This is a genomic window from Streptomyces sp. 5K101 (genome assembly GCF_046506645.1).
GTDB lineage: Bacteria > Actinomycetota > Actinomycetes > Streptomycetales > Streptomycetaceae > Streptomyces.
The window spans coordinates 20,524-36,749 of the sequence record NZ_JBKFFO010000001.1; the positions used below are offsets into that span (position 1 = coordinate 20,524).

Annotated in this window: 14 protein-coding genes and 1 pseudogene; 8 read left to right on the forward strand and 7 right to left on the reverse strand. The window is 71.2% G+C overall.

What is annotated here, in order from left to right; genetic code table 11:
- Positions 1-163: 163 nt before the first annotated feature.
- Entirely contained in the window at positions 164-931 is a 768-nt protein-coding gene (fabI, locus tag ACLB9X_RS00120; protein WP_410358081.1) for an enoyl-ACP reductase FabI, read from the reverse strand.
- Positions 932-935: 4 nt separating this feature from the next.
- Positions 936-1,655: a 3-oxoacyl-[acyl-carrier-protein] reductase gene (fabG, locus tag ACLB9X_RS00125; RefSeq protein ID WP_410358082.1), complete on the reverse strand. Its 720-nt coding sequence runs from the start codon at positions 1,653-1,655 to the stop codon at positions 936-938.
- 208 nt (positions 1,656-1,863) lie between these two features.
- Between fabG and ACLB9X_RS00130 the strand changes: the two genes are divergently transcribed.
- The 3 genes from ACLB9X_RS00130 (at position 1,864) to tyrS (ending at position 6,311) form a co-directional block, all read left to right on the forward strand.
- Positions 1,864-3,426 carry a TldD/PmbA family protein gene (locus ACLB9X_RS00130; RefSeq protein ID WP_410358083.1) on the forward strand — a complete coding sequence of 521 codons (1,563 nt, stop codon included), beginning with the start codon at positions 1,864-1,866 and terminating at the stop codon, positions 3,424-3,426.
- A complete protein-coding gene (locus ACLB9X_RS00135) occupies positions 3,426-4,823 on the forward strand; it encodes a metallopeptidase TldD-related protein (RefSeq protein WP_410358084.1) in 1,398 nt (465 codons plus the stop codon). Before ACLB9X_RS00130 ends, ACLB9X_RS00135 begins: the two co-directional genes overlap by 1 nt.
- Positions 4,824-5,042: 219 nt before the next feature.
- Positions 5,043-6,311, forward strand: a complete 1,269-nt coding sequence (tyrS, locus tag ACLB9X_RS00140; protein WP_410358085.1) for a tyrosine--tRNA ligase — start codon at positions 5,043-5,045, stop codon at positions 6,309-6,311.
- 108 nt (positions 6,312-6,419) lie between these two features.
- Here tyrS and ACLB9X_RS00145 read toward each other — a convergent pair whose 3' ends face one another.
- On the reverse strand, positions 6,420-6,698 hold the full coding sequence (locus tag ACLB9X_RS00145) for a GlsB/YeaQ/YmgE family stress response membrane protein (RefSeq protein ID WP_410358086.1): 279 nt from the start codon (positions 6,696-6,698) through the stop codon (positions 6,420-6,422).
- A gap of 221 nt (positions 6,699-6,919) precedes the next feature.
- Here ACLB9X_RS00145 and ACLB9X_RS00150 point away from each other — a divergent pair, with 221 nt between their 5' ends.
- Together ACLB9X_RS00150 and ACLB9X_RS00155 are read left to right on the forward strand one after the other, a co-directional pair.
- Positions 6,920-7,282 (forward strand): DUF3099 domain-containing protein, encoded by a 363-nt coding sequence (locus tag ACLB9X_RS00150; protein WP_410358595.1) that lies wholly within the window; start codon positions 6,920-6,922, stop codon positions 7,280-7,282.
- 191 nt (positions 7,283-7,473) lie between these two features.
- Positions 7,474-7,716: a hypothetical protein gene (locus tag ACLB9X_RS00155; RefSeq protein WP_410358087.1), complete on the forward strand. Its 243-nt coding sequence runs from the start codon at positions 7,474-7,476 to the stop codon at positions 7,714-7,716.
- Here ACLB9X_RS00155 and moaA read toward each other — a convergent pair.
- The 3 genes from moaA to ACLB9X_RS00170 form a co-directional block, all read right to left on the reverse strand.
- Complete coding sequence (moaA, locus tag ACLB9X_RS00160) at positions 7,699-8,688, reverse strand: GTP 3',8-cyclase MoaA (protein ID WP_410358088.1); 990 nt, start codon at positions 8,686-8,688, stop codon at positions 7,699-7,701. The two genes, ACLB9X_RS00155 and moaA, sit on opposite strands and share 18 nt — an antisense overlap.
- Positions 8,689-8,839: 151 nt before the next feature.
- The gene (locus ACLB9X_RS00165; protein ID WP_410358089.1) at positions 8,840-10,462 is read right to left on the reverse strand and encodes a cation acetate symporter; all 1,623 of its coding nucleotides are present in this window, start codon (positions 10,460-10,462) and stop codon (positions 8,840-8,842) included.
- Positions 10,459-10,824 carry a DUF485 domain-containing protein gene (locus tag ACLB9X_RS00170; RefSeq protein WP_410358090.1) on the reverse strand — a complete coding sequence of 122 codons (366 nt, stop codon included), beginning with the start codon at positions 10,822-10,824 and terminating at the stop codon, positions 10,459-10,461. Before ACLB9X_RS00170 ends, ACLB9X_RS00165 begins: the two co-directional genes overlap by 4 nt.
- Positions 10,825-11,100: 276 nt before the next feature.
- Here ACLB9X_RS00170 and ACLB9X_RS00175 point away from each other — a divergent pair, with 276 nt between their 5' ends.
- Positions 11,101-12,633, forward strand: coding sequence for a S8 family peptidase (locus ACLB9X_RS00175; protein WP_410358091.1), 1,533 nt, complete (start codon positions 11,101-11,103; stop codon positions 12,631-12,633).
- An 86-nt stretch (positions 12,634-12,719) separates the two neighbouring features.
- Positions 12,720-14,102: a CoA transferase gene (locus tag ACLB9X_RS00180; protein ID WP_410358092.1), complete on the forward strand. Its 1,383-nt coding sequence runs from the start codon at positions 12,720-12,722 to the stop codon at positions 14,100-14,102.
- A 51-nt stretch (positions 14,103-14,153) separates the two neighbouring features.
- On the opposite strand, the gene ACLB9X_RS00185 is transcribed toward ACLB9X_RS00180, so the two are convergent.
- Positions 14,154-14,876 carry a VIT family protein gene (locus ACLB9X_RS00185; RefSeq protein ID WP_410358093.1) on the reverse strand — a complete coding sequence of 241 codons (723 nt, stop codon included), beginning with the start codon at positions 14,874-14,876 and terminating at the stop codon, positions 14,154-14,156.
- A 142-nt stretch (positions 14,877-15,018) separates the two neighbouring features.
- Here ACLB9X_RS00185 and ACLB9X_RS00190 point away from each other — a divergent pair.
- Positions 15,019-16,026: pseudogene (locus tag ACLB9X_RS00190) on the forward strand (DEDDh family exonuclease); the annotation flags it as partial.
- Positions 16,027-16,226 lie beyond the last annotated feature (200 nt).

The following is a 16,226-nucleotide window of genomic DNA, read 5'->3' on the forward strand; positions in this document are numbered from 1 at the left end:
GGCCGAGCTGCGGCGCGAACGCCGCAAGAGCACCACAAGGAAGAGTTGCCTCTCCAGCATCACCGCGGCCCGGTCGCACCGCCCACCCATAGGGCCGAACGGGCGACGCCCCGCCCCCGCGCGGTGCGGGGAACGGGGCGTCGCCCGTGTACGTCGTACCTGGTCAGGCGCCCATGATGTGCACGCCGCCGTCGACGTGGACGATCTCACCGGTGGTCTTCGGGAAGAAGTCCGAGAGCAGGGCGACGACACCGCGGCCGGCCGGCTCCGGGTCGTCCATGTCCCACTGGAGCGGGGAGCGCTCGTCCCAGACCTTCGCGAGGTCCGAGAAGCCCGGGATGGACTTGGCGGCCATCGAGCCGAGCGGGCCCGCCGAGATGAGGTTGCAGCGCACGTTCTGCTTGCCCAGGTCACGGGCGAGGTAGCGGCTGGTGGCCTCCAGCGCGGCCTTGGCCGGGCCCATCCAGTCGTACTGCGGCCAGGCGAACTGCGCGTCGAAGGTCAGGCCGACGACCGAGCCGCCGTTCTGCATCAGCGGCAGGCAGGCCATGGTCAGCGACTTCAGCGAGAACGCCGAGACGTGCATCGCGGTCGACACGGACTCGAACGGCGTGTTCAGGAAGTTGCCGCCGAGGGCGTCCTGCGGGGCGAAGCCGATGGAGTGGACGACGCCGTCGAGGCCGCCGAGCTCCTCGCGCACCGCGCCCTCGAGACGGGCCAGGTGCTCGTCGTTGGTGACGTCCAGCTCGATGACCTTGGTCGGCTTCGGCAGCTTCTTGGCGATGCGCTCGGTCAGGGTGGGCCGCGGGAAGGCCGTGAGGATGACCTCGGCGCCCTGCTCCTGGGCCACCTTCGCGGTGTGGAAGGCGATGGAGGACTCCATCAGCACACCGGTGATCAGAACGCGCTTGCCCTCGAGAATTCCGCTCATGTGATCAGTGACCCATGCCCAATCCGCCGTCTACGGGAATGACGGCTCCAGTGATGTACGAGGCGTCGTCGGAGGCGAGGAAGCGCACGGCGGCGGCGATCTCCTCCGGCTGCGCGTAACGGCCGAGGGGTACCTGGGAGACGATCCCCGCACGCTGCTCGTCCGTGAGCGCCTGGGTCATGTCGGTGTCGACAAAGCCGGGCGCGACGACGTTGAAAGTGATGTTGCGCGAGCCGAGCTCACGCGCGAGGGAGCGGGCGAAGCCCACGAGACCGGCCTTGGAAGCCGCGTAGTTGGCCTGCCCGGCGGAGCCCAGCAGCCCCACCACGGACGAAATCAGGACGACGCGGCCCTTCTTCGCGCGGAGCATGCCGCGGTTGGCGCGCTTCACGACGCGGAAGGCGCCGGTGAGGTTGGTGTCGAGGACGGAGGTGAAGTCCTCCTCCGACATCCGCATCAGCAGCTGGTCCTTGGTGATGCCGGCGTTGGCCACCAGCACCTCGACGGGACCGTGCTTCTCCTCGATCTCCTTGTACGCCTGCTCCACCTGCTCGGCGTCGGTGATGTCGCACTTGACCGCCAGGCACCCCAGCTCCGCCAGGTCGGCCGGGGGCTCCCCCGAGCGGTAGGTGATCGCGACGTTGTCGCCGTTCTCGGCGAACGCGCGGGCGATGGCGAGGCCGATGCCCCGGTTTCCTCCGGTGACGAGAACCGAGCGGCTCAACGGATCACCCTTTCCCTATGCGGTCTGGTACGTCTGCAAACTATCGGTACGGCATTGCGTACGGAGAATCGGGCCCTGACAGCGCCGTCCACCCGTCGCTGTCGGATCCCTACAGAAGGTCCCCGCAAACCCCCGGCGCAAAGTCCCCCGGAAGGCGGCGGGCCGCCGTCCCTCCGAACTGGCTGGCGACGGGCCCGTCCGGCGCGACATGATCGGGGCGACCCCGTCTCGACGACAGGAGACATCCGTGCCCCATTCCATCGACGCGGCCTTCACGGCGCTGCCGCTGCGGGCGCTCGCCGACGCGGCGCTCGCCCGTGCGCGTGCGCTCGGCGCCGAGCACGCCGACTTCCGCCTGGAGCGCGTCCGCAGCGCCTCCTGGCGCCTGCGGGACGCCAAACCCGCCGGATCGTCCGACTCCACCGACCTCGGGTACGCGGTCCGGGTGGTGCACGGCGGCGCCTGGGGGTTCGCCTCCGGTGTCGACATGACCATGGACGCCGCGGCCAGGGTGGCCGGGCAGGCGGTGGCGATGGCGAAGCTGTCCGCGCAGGTGATCGCGGCGGCGGGCTCCGACGAGCGCGTGGAGCTGGCGGACGAGCCGGTGCACGCGGAGAAGACCTGGATCTCCTCGTACGAGATCAACCCCTTCGACGTGCCGGGCGAGGACAAGAGCGCGCTGCTCGCGGACTGGAGTTCGCGGCTGCTGCGGGCGTCGGGTGTGGCGCACGTGGACGCCTCGCTGCTGACCGTGCAGGAGAACAAGTTCTACGCGGACACCGCGGGGACGGTCACCACGCAGCAGCGGGTGCGGCTGCACCCGCAGCTCACGGCGGTCGCCGTGGACGAGACGACCGGCGAGTTCGACTCCATGCGCACCATCGCGCCGCCCGTGGGACGCGGCTGGGAGTACCTGACCGGCACCGGCTGGGACTGGGACGCGGAGCTGGAGCGCATCCCGGAGCTGCTCGCGGAGAAGATGCGCGCGCCGAGCGTCGAGGCCGGGCGCTACGACCTGGTCGTCGACCCGTCGAACCTGTGGCTGACGATCCACGAGTCGATCGGCCACGCCACGGAGCTGGACCGCGCGCTCGGATACGAGGCGGCCTACGCGGGGACGTCGTTCGCGACCTTCGACCAGCTCGGGAAGCTGGCGTACGGCTCCTCCGTGATGAACGTGACCGGTGACCGGACCGCCGAGCACGGGCTGGCGACGATCGGGTACGACGACGAGGGCGTCGAGGCGCAGAGCTGGGACCTGGTCAAGGACGGCACGCTGGTGGGCTACCAGCTGGACCGGCGCATCGCGAAGCTGACGGGCCTCGGCCGCTCCAACGGCTGCGCCTTCGCCGACTCCCCCGCCCATGTGCCGGTGCAGCGGATGGCGAACGTGTCCCTCCAGCCGGACCCCGGCGGTCTGTCCACGGAGGACCTGATCGGCGGGGTGGAGCACGGGATCTACGTGGTCGGCGACCGGTCGTGGTCGATCGACATGCAGCGCTACAACTTCCAGTTCACCGGGCAGCGGTTCTTCCGCATCGAGAACGGTCGGCTGGCCGGCCAGCTGAGAGACGTCGCGTACCAGGCGACGACGACCGAGTTCTGGGGCTCGATGGAGCAGGTCGGCGGCCCGCAGACGTACGTGCTGGGCGGCGCCTTCAACTGCGGCAAGGCCCAGCCGGGCCAGGTCGCGGCGGTCTCCCACGGCTGCCCCTCCGCCCTCTTCCGGGGCGTCAACATCTTGAACACCACGCAGGAGGCAGGACGCTGATGTCGCAGAGTCATGTGACCCCGCCGCACGAGATCGTCGAGCGGGCGCTCGAGCTGTCGACGGCCGACGGCTGCGTCGTCATCGCCGACGAGCATTCCTCGGCGAACCTGCGCTGGGCCGGCAACGCGCTGACCACCAACGGCGTGACCCGCGGCCGTACCCTCACCGTCGTCGCCACGGTCGACGGCTCCGAGGGCACGGCGTCCGGCGTGGTCTCGCAGTCCGCGGTGACCGCCGACGACCTCGAGCGGCTGGTGCGTGCGGCCGAGGACGCCGCGCGGTCCGCCGGGCCGGCCGAGGACGCCCGGCCGCTGGTCGAGGGCGTGGCCGCCTCCCCCGACTTCACGGACGCGCCGGCGGAGACGTCCTCGGCGGTGTTCGCGGACTTCGCCCCCGCGCTCGGCGAGGCGTTCGCCCGGGCCCGCGCGGGCGGGCGGGAGCTGTACGGCTTCGCTCACCACGAGCTGACCTCGACGTACCTCGGCACGTCGACGGGGCTGCGGCTGCGCCACGACCAGCCGACCGGCACGCTGGAGCTGAACGCCAAGTCGCCCGACCGCACGCGCTCGGCGTGGGCGGGCCGTTCCACGCGGGACTTCAAGGACGTGGACCCGGCGGCGCTGGACGCCGGGCTGGCGGAGCGGCTCGGCTGGGCCGAGCGCCGCATCGATCTGCCGGCCGGCCGCTACGAGACGCTGCTGCCGCCGACCGCCGTGGCCGATCTGCTGATCTATCAGATGTGGTCCTCGGCGGGCCGGGACGCGGCTGAGGGCCGCACGGTCTTCTCCAAGCCGGGCGGCGGCACCCGTATCGGCGAGGCGCTGTCCTCGCTGCCGCTGACGCTGCGCAGCGACCCCCACGAGCCGGGCCTGGAGGCGGCGCCCTTCGTGATCGCGCACTCGTCCGGCGACGACGCCTCGGTGTTCGACAACGGCCTGCCGCTGTCGCCGACGGACTGGGTGCGGGACGGCAAGCTGGAGCACCTGATCACGACCCGGCACAGCGCCGAGCTGACCGGCCTGCCCGTCGCCCCGGGAACGGACAACCTGATCCTGGACGCGGGCGGCGAGCGCTCCCTGGCGGAGATGGTGTCGGCCACCGAGCGCGGTCTGCTGCTGACCTGCCTCTGGTACATCCGTGAGGTCGACCCCGCGACGCTGCTGCTGACCGGCCTGACCAGGGACGGCGTGTACCTGGTGGAGAACGGCGAGGTCGTGGGCGAGGTGAACAACTTCCGCTTCAACGAGTCGCCCGTCGACCTGCTGGGGCGCGCGACGGAGGCCGGACGGACCGAGAAGACGCTGCCGCGCGAATGGGGCGATTGGTTCACCCGGGCCGCGATGCCCGCGCTGCGGGTGCCGGACTTCAACATGAGCTCGGTCAGCCGGGGCGTGTGAGCGGCTTAGGGCCTGTCCGGCGGACCAGGGCCGGACAGGACGCGGCGTCTGGTGCGGTGGATCGCAAGGCGCCGGAGTGCCCTGATAGCGGGGCTATTCGGGCATTTCGGCAACGCGGCGAGGTGCCGTGCCAGGCGTCGTGGCCCCGGCCAAGGTCCGCCGGGCAGGCCCTAAACTGGCTCCCACCGATCCATATACGCACGAGGAGACGGAAGAACCGTGACGGACATCGTCGACGAGCTGAAGTGGCGCGGGCTGATCGCCCAGTCCACTGACGAGGACGCTTTGCGCAAGGCGCTCGCGGACGGTCCCGTCACCTTCTATTGCGGCTTCGACCCGACCGCGGCGAGCCTCCACGTCGGGCACCTGGTGCAGGTGCTCACCGTGCGCCGGCTCCAGCTGGCCGGGCACCGGCCGCTGGCGCTGGTGGGCGGGGCCACGGGTCAGATCGGTGACCCGCGCCCGACCGCCGAGCGCACGCTGAACGATCCGGAGACGATCGCGCAGTGGGTGACCCGGCTGCGTGACCAGATCGAGCCGTACCTCTCCTTCGAGGGCGACAACGCCGCGATCATGGTGAACAACCTGGACTGGACCGCGGGCATGTCCGCGATCGAGTTCCTGCGGGACATCGGCAAGCACTTCCGGGTCAACAAGATGCTCACCAAGGACTCCGTCGCCCGGCGCCTGGAGTCCGAACAGGGCATCAGCTACACGGAGTTCAGCTACCAGCTGCTGCAGGGCATGGACTTCCTGGAGCTGTACCGGCGGTACGGCTGCACCCTGCAGCAGGGCGGCAGCGACCAGTGGGGCAACCTCACGGCGGGCCTGGACCTGATCCACCGCCTGGAGCCCGAGGCCGAGGTGCACGCGCTGGCCACACCGCTGATGACGAAGGCCGACGGCACCAAGTTCGGCAAGTCGGAGACCGGCACGCTGTGGCTCGACCCGGAGATGACCACGCCGTACGCGTTCTACCAGTTCTGGCTGAACACGGACGACCGGGACATCAACCGGTACCTGCGTGTCCTCAGCTTCAAGAGCCGCGAGGAGCTCGAGGAGCTGGAGAAGCAGACCGCGGAGCGTCCGCAGGCCCGCGCCGCACAGCGCGCGCTGGCCGAGGAGCTGACGACCCTGGTGCACGGTGCCGACCAGTGCGCCGCGGTGATCAACGCGTCCAAGGCGCTGTTCGGCCAAGGTGAGCTCGCGGAGCTCGACGAGCCGACGCTGCGGGCGGCGCTCGCGGAACTGCCCCAGGCGCGGGTCTCCGAGCTCGGCCCGGTCGTCGACCTGTTCGCCGAGGTGGGCCTCGTCGCCAGCAAGTCGGCGGCCCGGCGCACGGTGAAGGAGGGCGGCGCCTATGTGAACAACGTGAAGGTCACCGCCGAGGACGCCGTGGCGACGCCGGAGGAGCTGCTGCACGGCCGCTGGCTGGTGCTGCGCCGCGGAAAGAAGAACCTGGCGGCGGTCGAGGTCACGACCGGCTGACCCGGGCAGCGCGAACGGCGGCGGCCGGGTGGGCTCTGAGCCCGCCCGGCCGCCGCCGTCGTCGTGCGCCGATCCGTTACGCCGTCGTACCGCGACCGCTCCACGCCGTCACGCGCGCCGTCTCCTGCCGCCGCGGGCCGCGGTGTAGGCCATGTCGCCCAGGAACACGATGACGATGGCGGCCGCGAGCTGCAGAACGTGCCGGCCCCAGTCGATGCCGGGGGTCTCGTCGATACCGAAGCCCCGTGCGACGGCGTTGCCGATGATCGCTCCGATGATGCCGAAGATGGTGGTCAGCCAGAGGGGACTGTGCTGCTTGCCCGGGATGACCGCCTTCGCGAGCAGGCCCAGCACGAATCCCACGATGATCGCCCACAACCAGCCCATGGCTGCCTCCTTGTACGGCTCCCAGTGAGCAGTTACGCCTGCCAGTCTCGGGCCGTGCCCCGTACGGCGCATGTCGGAGGCACCCATACGCGTCGCGGAGCAGACGGGGCACGCCGACCGGGGGCACCCGCTCTCGAAGGCTGCGCAGCCGCGGCGTACCGTTGATGGGGTCAGCGGGGGACGTCGGGATCGTCCGGCGCGGGATTCGGGTGGTGGAGCAGATGCGCAGGCGGGGCGGTACGGAGGTCTTCCGGATCACGGGGGCCCGGCAGGGGCTCGCCGACGATGTCCGCGGCCGGCAGCGCCGCTATGTGATCTCGATGTCCGTGCGTACGGTGGCGGTGATCCTGGCCGCGGTCCTGTGGAACGTGGAACGTCATGTGGCTGTTGTCGCCCTGGTGCTCGGCGTTCTCCTGCCGTACATCTCCGTGGTCATCGCGAATGCGGGCCGGGAGAGCGCGCCGTCTCTGCCGTCGACGTTCGTCCCGCCGCCGCAGCGGCCCATGATCGAGCCGGCGCCCGAGGACTCCGCCCGGGCCGGCGGATCGTTCCCGCATGAGCGCCCCATGTCCGAACAGGGCTGATGACGACCGTCTGCGACGGGGTCCGCGAACCTCAGGAAAACCTCAGATCAATCATGAAGTTCCTGTGCACGCGGGCCCGTTACCCGTGACATACTGCCTACGCGCTCCGCATCCCCCGTCGGAGCGACGGACCGACGCCGGGCAGCTCCCCCCGTGGCTGCCCGGCGTCGCCATGTGGGGACAATGATCGGGTGAGTGACGAAACCCCGATCTGTTCCGCCAAGGGCTGTCGCGCCGACGCCGTCTGGGTCCTCGCGTGGAACAACCCGAAGCTGCACACGCCCGAGCGCCGCAAGACCTGGCTGGCCTGTGCGGAACACCGGGAGCACCTGTCGCAGTTCCTCGGCGTACGCGGGTTCCTCAAGGACGTCGTGACTTTGGAGGAGTGGGAGCGCACGCCGCGGCCGGAGGGCGGGTCAGCCGCCGATCGCTGACATGGGGCGCTCGGGCTGGAGGAACGAGGGGTCGTCGAGACCCGATCCGGCCTTCTTCCCCCACATCGCCAGCCGCCATATGCGGGCGATCTCCCCGTCCGGCGCGTCCGAGCGCAGGGCCGCCCGCAGGTCGGTCTCCTCGGTCGCGAACAGGCAGGTGCGCACCTGCCCGTCCGCGGTGAGCCGGGTGCGGTCGCAGGCCCGGCAGAAGGGGCGCGTGACGGAGGCGATGACGCCGACGCGGTGCGGTCCGCCGTCGACGACCCACCGCTCCGCGGGCGCGGAGCCGCGGGCGGCGTCCCCTTCGGGGGTGAGCGAGAAGCGCGTGCGCAGAGAGGCGAGGATGTCACCGGCGGTGATCATCCCCTCGCGCTTCCAGCCGTGCTGGGCGTCCAGCGGCATCTGCTCGATGAACCGCAGCTCGTAGTCGCGTCCGATGGCCCAGGTGAGCAGGTCGGGGGCCTCGTCGTCGTTGAGCCCCGGCATGAGGACCGCGTTGACCTTGACGGGGGTGAGTCCGGCGGCGCGGGCGGTTTCGAGGCCGTCGAGCACGTCGTGGTGGCGGTCGCGGCGGGTGAGCGTCTTGAAGACGTCGGGGCGCAGGGTGTCGAGCGAGACGTTGACCCGGTCCAGGCCGGCGGCCTTGAGGGCGTCCGCGGTGCGCTTGAGTCCGATGCCGTTGGTCGTGAGGGACATCCTGGGGCGGGGCTCGAGGGCGGCGACCCGCTCGACGATGCCGACGAGGCCGGGACGCAGCAGGGGCTCGCCGCCGGTGAAGCGGACCTCGGTGATGCCGAGGTCGGTGACGGCGACGCGGATCAGGCGGACGATCTCGTCGTCGGTGAGCAGATCGGGCTTCTTCAGCCACTGCAGGCCCTCTTCGGGCATGCAGTACGTACACCGCAGGTTGCACCGGTCGGTCAGGGAAACCCGCAGGTCAGTGGCTACTCGGCCATAGGTGTCGATGAGCACTGTGGGCCCCCTCCCCGGTCGCGGATGTGACTCTTCCGAGCCTACGTCAAGCCACCGACACCGGCTGTGGCCCATTTGCCACGAGGCGCGACACGGCCGCGTCGTAGGACTCTACGACGCGGCCGCTACGGCGCTGTGTCGGCGGCCTCACTCAGTGGGCACCGGCACCCGTGAGGGACTTGACCTCCAGCTCGGCGTACTTGGCGGTGTCGGGCTCCTCCTTCGACAGGAGGGAGCCGATCCAGCCGAGCAGGAAGCCGACGGGGATGGAGATCAGGCCGGGGTTCTCCAGGGGGAACCAGGAGAAGTCGGCCTCGGGGAACATCGAGGTGGGCTTGCCGGAGACGACCGGCGAGAAGAGCACCAGGACGACCGAGGCCGTCAGGCCGCCGTAGATGGACCACAGCGCGCCCTGGGTGGTGAACCTCTTCCAGAACAGGCTGTAGAGGATCGTCGGCAGGTTCGCGGACGCGGCGACCGCGAAGGCGAGGGCGACGAGGCCGGCGACGTTCAGGTCGCGGGCGAGGGCACCGAGCGCGATGGACACGATGCCGATGGCGACGGTGGCCCAGCGGGCCGCGCGGACCTCCTCCTTCTCGGTGGCCTGCCCCTTGCGGATCACGTTCGCGTAGATGTCGTGCGCGAAGGACGACGAGGAGGCGAGGGTGAGGCCCGCGACCACGGCCAGGATGGTGGCGAAGGCGACGGCGGAGATCACGGCGAGGAGGATCGCGCCGCCCGCCGAGTCGACACCGCCGATGTGCAGTGCGAGCAGAGGCGCCGCCGTGTTGCCCGCCTTGTTGGAGGCGGTGATCTCCTCCGGTCCGACGAGCGCCGCCGCGCCGAAGCCGAGCGCGATCGTCATCAGGTAGAAGGCGCCGATGATGCCGATGGCCCAGTTGACCGACTTACGGGCCGCCTTGGCGGTGGGCACGGTGTAGAAGCGGATCAGAATGTGCGGCAGGCCCGCGGTGCCGAGGACGAGCGCGATGCCGAGCGAGATGAAGTCCAGCTTGGACGTCCCGGTTGCGCCGTACTTGAGGCCGGGCTCCAGGAACGCCGCGCCCTTGCCGCTCTTCTCGGCCGCCTGGCCGAGCAGTTCGGAGATGTTGAAGTTGAACTTCAGCAGCACCAGGAACGTGATGAGCAGGGTGCCCGCGATCAGCAGGACGGCCTTGACCATCTGCACCCAGGTGGTGCCCTTCATGCCGCCGATGGTGACGTACACGATCATCAGCAGGCCGACGAGGGCCACGATGGCGATCTTCCCGGCGTCGCTGGTGATGCCGAGCAGCAGGGAGACGAGGACGCCGGCGCCCGCCATCTGGGCCAGCAGGTAGAAGATCGAGACGACGATCGTGGACGTGCCCGCCGCGGTGCGCACGGGGCGCTGGCGCATGCGGTAGGCGAGGACGTCGCCCATCGTGTAGCGCCCGGAGTTGCGCAGCGGTTCGGCGACGAGCAGCAGGGCGACGAGCCAGGCGACCAGGAAGCCGATCGAGTAGAGGAAGCCGTCGTAGCCGAAGAGGGCGATGGCGCCGGCGATGCCGAGGAACGAGGCGGCCGACATGTAGTCGCCGGAGATGGCGAGGCCGTTCTGGAAGCCGGTGAACTGGCGGCCGCCCGCGTAGAAGTCGGAGGCGTCCTTGGTCTGCCGGCCCGCCCACACCGTGATGAAGAGGGTGGCGACGACGAAGGCGGCGAACAGGGTGATGATGAGCGGCCGGTGCTCGGTGGTCGCACTCGACGCCGCGAGCTGGAGCGTGGGGCTCATGCGTCGGCCTCCATACGGGACTTGATGGCTTCCGCCTTCGGGTCGAGCTTCGCGGCGGCGTGCCGCGAGTAGAACCAGGCGATGAGGAACGTGGTCGCGAACTGGGCGAGGCCGAAGACCAGGGCGACGTTGATGTTGCCGAAGAGCTTCGTGCCCATGAAGCCGCCCGCGTAGTTCGAGAGCAGGACGTAGAGCAGGTACCAGGCGATGAACGCGACGGTCAGGGGGAAGGCGAAGGAGCGGTAGGCGCGGCGCAGTTCGCCGAATTCCGTACTCTCCTGCACCTGGACGAACGACTCTGTCGTGGGCTGGACGGGGCTGGTGCCCTTACCACTCGGCGGCGGCGGTGCATCGGTGGCCACGGAGACTCCTCGCGACGCGGATTCGGTGGTGGTCATGAAAATCTTGTCTGCGGGAGCCGGCTGATGTTGTTCCACTCCCTGACAACGGCACGGAGTCCGCACCGAACCGGTTCACCTTCGGTCATCTCCTGCCGCACTTCTTGTCCTACTTGTTGTCGTACATCTGCGCGGAATCCATTGAAGAGCCCCCTTGATCAGCGATAGCTTCACCCGGCATAACCCGCCCATTCGCAAGGGGTGTTTGGGCGGTTTTGTCACGGATGATGTGGAGAACCCATGGCTCATCTGGGATCCAGACGTCGGCGCGCACTCGCGCTGCCCGCCGGTCTGGCGCTCACGGCCTCCCTCGGATTCCTGCCGGCGGGTACGGCGTCGGCAGCAGTCACCGATGATGTAGCGGCAGCGGTCCAGACGGACGGTCCGAAGCTGTCCTACGTGGTCAACGTCAAGGGCGGTCACGGCACCTCGAAGGCCGTCAAGAAGGCGATAGCCAAGGCCGGCGGGTCGATCGTCCACGCGTACGACCAGATAGGCGTCATCGTCGTCCACTCGCAGAACCCCGCGTTCGCGGAGACGATACGTCAGGTCCGCGGTGTGCAGTCGGCCGGTGCCACGCGCACCGCCCCGCTGGCGCCCGTGGCCGACACGGCCATCGAGTCGGAGCGTCCGCTGACCGCCGAGGAGGCCAAGGCGGCGGCGGGCCAGGCGGCAGCAGGTCAGGACGCGCTCGAGCCGCTGCAGTGGGACCTGCCCGCCATCAAGGCGGACAAGGCGCACGAGAAGACGCTCGGCAGCAGGAAGGTCACGGTCGCGGTCATCGACACGGGCGTCGACGACACGCACCCGGACCTGGCGCCCAACTTCGACCGCGAGGCATCCGTCAGCTGTGTCGGCGGTGTGCCCGACACGGCGGACGGCGCCTGGCGTCCGGGCCCGACGGAGAGCGACCACGGCACGCACGTCGCGGGCACGATCGCGGCGGCGAAGAACGGCACCGGCATCACGGGTGTCGCGCCGGGCGTGAAGGTCTCGGGCATCAAGGTCTCGCAGCCCGACGGCTTCTTCTACACCGAGGCCGTCGTCTGCGGCTTCGTGTGGGCCGCGGAGCACGGCGTCGATGTGACCAACAACAGCTACTACACCGACCCGTGGCTGTTCAACTGCAAGAACGACGCCGACCAGGCCGCTCTGATCGAGTCGCACCGGCGCGCCATCCGGTACGCGGAGAGCAAGGGCGCGGTGAACGTCGCCGCCGCCGGCAACTCGCGGATGGACCTCGCGTCCGACGAGCTCACCGACACCTCGAGCCCGAACGACACCACGCCGGTCGAGCGCAAGGTCAACCCGGCAGAGTGCCTGGACATCCCGACGCAGATCCCGGGCGTCGTCACGGTCTCCGCGCTGGGCGCGAAGAACCTGAAGTCCTCGTACTCCAACTACGGCAACGGCGTCATCGACATCTCCGCCCCCGGTGGCGACGCCACCCGCTACCAGGCGCCCGCCGCGCCGGCCGTGGACGGCCGGATCCTGTCGACGCTGCCGGGCGGCGGCTTCGGCTACAAGGCCGGTACGTCGATGGCCTCCCCGCACGTCGCGGGTGTCGCCGCACTGATCAAGTCGACGCACCCGTACGCGTCCCCGGCGATGGTGAAGGCCCTGCTCTCCGTGCAGGCCGACGACACCGCCTGCACCAACCCGTACGACATCGACAACAACGGGACGGTCGACGCGGTCTGCGAGGGCGACGAGGACGAGAACGGCTTCTACGGTGAGGGCGTCGCCGACGCTCTCGACGCCGTCCGCCGGTAGTCATCTGCGACCTCTGTTTTTCGGGGCCCGGTGCGGTTGTCCGCACCGGGCCCCCTTTGCATGGCACTCGGTGCCATAGTGGGTGCATGGGTCAGACGTCTTCGAGCGGGACGGCCGCTGCCTGGGCCGCTCTGGGCGGCGATCCCGCCCTGGTGGAGCGCGTGACGTACGAGGGCGGGGGCGCGCTGCCGGCCCGTCTGCCGGTCATGGAACTCGCGCGTGCCACCGTGGCCGCGTGCTCGCTGGCCGCAGCCGAGCTCGCCGCCCGCCGCACCGGCGGTCCCGTCCCCGCGGTCCGGGTGCACGACGGCGCCGTGACGGCGGCGTTCCTCAGCGACCGGCTGGTGCGGGTCGACGGTGCGGCGCCGGTGACGTTCGCCCCGCTGTCCCGCTTCTGGCGCGCCGCCGACGGATGGGTGCGCACGCACGCCAACTACCCGCACCACCGGGCCCGGTTGCTCGCCGCACTCGGCCTGTCCGGCGACGCGGGCGAGGACGCCGTCGCGGCCGCCGTCGGCGAGCGGCGGGCACTGGACGTCGAGGAGAGCGTGTACGCGGCGGGCGGCCTGGCCGTCGCCGCGCGCAGCCCGAAGGAGTGGGCCGGTCATCCGCAGGGCGCGGCGGCGGCCGCACACCCGTTGCTGGTCATGCGGCGCATCGGGGACGGGCCCGCGCCGAGGGCGGCCGGCGGCTCGGCGGCGCTGCCCTGCGCGGGGCTGCGCGTGCTCGATCTGACCCGGGTGCTGGCCGGCCCGGTCGCGACCCGCACGCTGGCCCTGCTCGGCGCCGATGTGCTGAGGATCGACTCCCCCGGCCTGCCGGGGAGTCAGGAGGCCCACAGCGACACGGGCATGGGCAAGCGGTCCACCCGGCTCGACCTGGCCGTCGCCGCGGACCGCGCCACGTTCGGGGACCTGCTCGCCTCCGCCGACGTGGTGGTGACCGGCTACCGGCCCGGCGCCCTGGACCGGTTCGGTCTCGCACCGGAGGAGCTCGCGGCCCGGCGCCCCGGCCTGGTCGTGGCCCGGCTCTCGGCGTGGGGGCGGTACGGGCCGTGGGCCGGCCGGCGCGGATTCGACAGCCTGGTCCAGGTCGCCTCCGGTATCGCGGAGATCGAGGGCGACGGCGAGCGGCCCGGGGCACTGCCCGCGCAGGCCCTGGACCACGGCACCGGGTACCTGCTCGCCGCGGGAGTGCTGCGGGCGCTGGTCGAGCGGCACGGGGCCGGCGGCGCGATGCTGGTCGACCTGGCCCTCGGACAGACGGCCGCATGGCTGGTCAACGGCCTGGAGAAGACCCCGGACGCCGCCCCGGGCGGGTACGACGCCGAACCGTGGCTGACCGAGACGGACAGCCCGATGGGCCGGCTGCGCCATGCCCTGCCCGCGGTCGCGTTCGACGGCGGTCCCGTCGGCTGGACCCGCCCGGCCGGACTCTGGGGCACGGACGCGCCCCAGTGGCGCGACTGACGCCCCACGGGCGCCGGACGAGCGGCTCCACCCGCCCGTCCGGCGCCGGGCTCAGACACCCGCCGCGCCCAGCAGCGTCCCCGCCCCGTACGTCACCGCCATGGCCAGCGCCCCGCCAGCGGTGTTGCGCAGCACGGCGGGCCCCGGTTGGGCTGCGCCGAGGCGGGCGCTCCACCAGCCGGTGAGCGACAGGGCCGCGAGCACCGACAGGACCGTCACGTACAGGCGGGCCGAGGCAGGCGGCAGGACGATGGAGAGCAGCGGCAGCAACGCGCCCGCCGTGAAGGCGAGGAAGCTCGCCCCCGCCGCGTGCCAGGGGTTGGTCAGCTGGTCGGGCTCGATACCGAGCTCCACGCGCGCGTGCGCGCGCAGGGCGTCCCGTTCGGTGAGCTGTTCGGCGGCCTCCCTGGCCACGTCCCGGGACAGACCGCGTTCCGCCAACAGCTGGGTGAGTTCGTCGAGTTCGGCCGCCGGCTGTTCGCGCAGCTCGCGCCGCTCGACGTCGAGGGCGGCCTTCTCGGAGTCGCGCTGGGTGGACACGGAGACGTACTCGCCCGCGGCCATCGACATGGAGCCCGCGAGAAGCCCGGCCAGGCCGGCGGTGAGCAGGGTGCCACGCGCGTCGGTCGCTCCGGCGACGCCGACGACGATGCCGGCGGTGGAGACGACTCCGTCATTGGCACCGAGGACGGCGGCGCGCAGCCAGTTGAGGCGCGTACCGAGTCCGCCGCCGTGCGGTTCGTCGTGCCCGTGCCGCGAAGTGTGGTCACTCATTCCGGGAGCGTCTCACCGAGCCGTGCACCGTGCCCGGACAACCCGCGGGAGAGGGAACGGAGATCGGGCGGTGCCGGGTGCGAGGCGCCGGGAGTACGGGGGCGTCCGGCGTTGTCGGTCCCGGCCCGTATTCTCTGTGACCATGCTCGACGACCGTACGACCGCAGCGACGACGTGGCCGACCGCGTACCCCGACGGGTACGCGATCGTCGACGTGGAGACCACCGGCCTGTACCACTACGACCGGATCGTGTCCGCTGCCGTCTACCGCCTGGACTCCCGGGGCAACATCGAGGACCACTGGTACTCCCTCGTCAATCCCGAGCGCGATCCCGGCCCGGTGGAGATCCACGGTCTGACGAGTGAGATGCTCCGCGGCGCGCCGCTCTTCGGTGACATCGCCGGTGAGCTCACGGCGCGCCTGGAGGGCCGCGTCCTGGTCGCGCACAACGCCAAGTTCGACTGGAGCATGCTCGCCCGGGAATACGCACGCGTGCAGCGGACCGCGCCCACCCGGCAGCGGCTGTGCACCATCGCGCTCGCCAGGGAGCTCGCGCTTCCGCTGCCCAACTTCAAGCTGGAGACCCTCGCCGCGCACTACGGCGTCGTGCAGCAGCAGGCCCACCACGCGCTGGACGACGCGCGGGTGCTGGCCGAGGCGTTCCGGCCGAGTCTGCACTCGGCGGCCCGCGACGGCGTGCGGCTGCCGCTGCTGGAGTGCCGCCCGCTGACCGAGTGGTCCGACACCCCGCCCGCCCCGCGCGTCGGCTACCAGCCGTCGTACGGGCGAAGCACCTGGCGTCCGTCGCGCAAACGTCCCCCGTGCCCCTACCCGAACCCGGGCCGGTACGAGCCGGGCGGGCAGCTGCAGCAGGGCATGCGGGTGGCGTTCTCCGGCGACACCTCCATAGAGCGCGAGTTGCTGGAGGACCGGGCGACCGAGGCGGGCCTGCACGTCGCCACGAGCGTGTCGCGGCTGACGAGCCTGCTGGTGACCAACGACCCGCACGCGTCGACGTCGAAGACGGTCAAGGCCGCCTCGTACGGCACGCCGGTCGTCGACGAGGCGGCGTTCACCCAGTTGTTGGGGCACGTGACCCCGGCGGGCACGGCCACGGCCCCGGGACGCGTCCCGGCGCCGGCGCGCGCGGCGGACCCGCCCGGACGGACAGCGGAACGGGAGCCGGCCCGAGGAGCAGAGCGCGGGACGGGGCGAGGAGCACAGGCCCCGACGGGGACGGAGCAAGGAGCACAGGCCGGGACGGAGCCGGGGACGGACCGGGGGGCAGAGCAGGAAATGCTGCCGGGCATGGCACCCGCATCGGAGTGAACCCGGCGCGACTCGCCCGT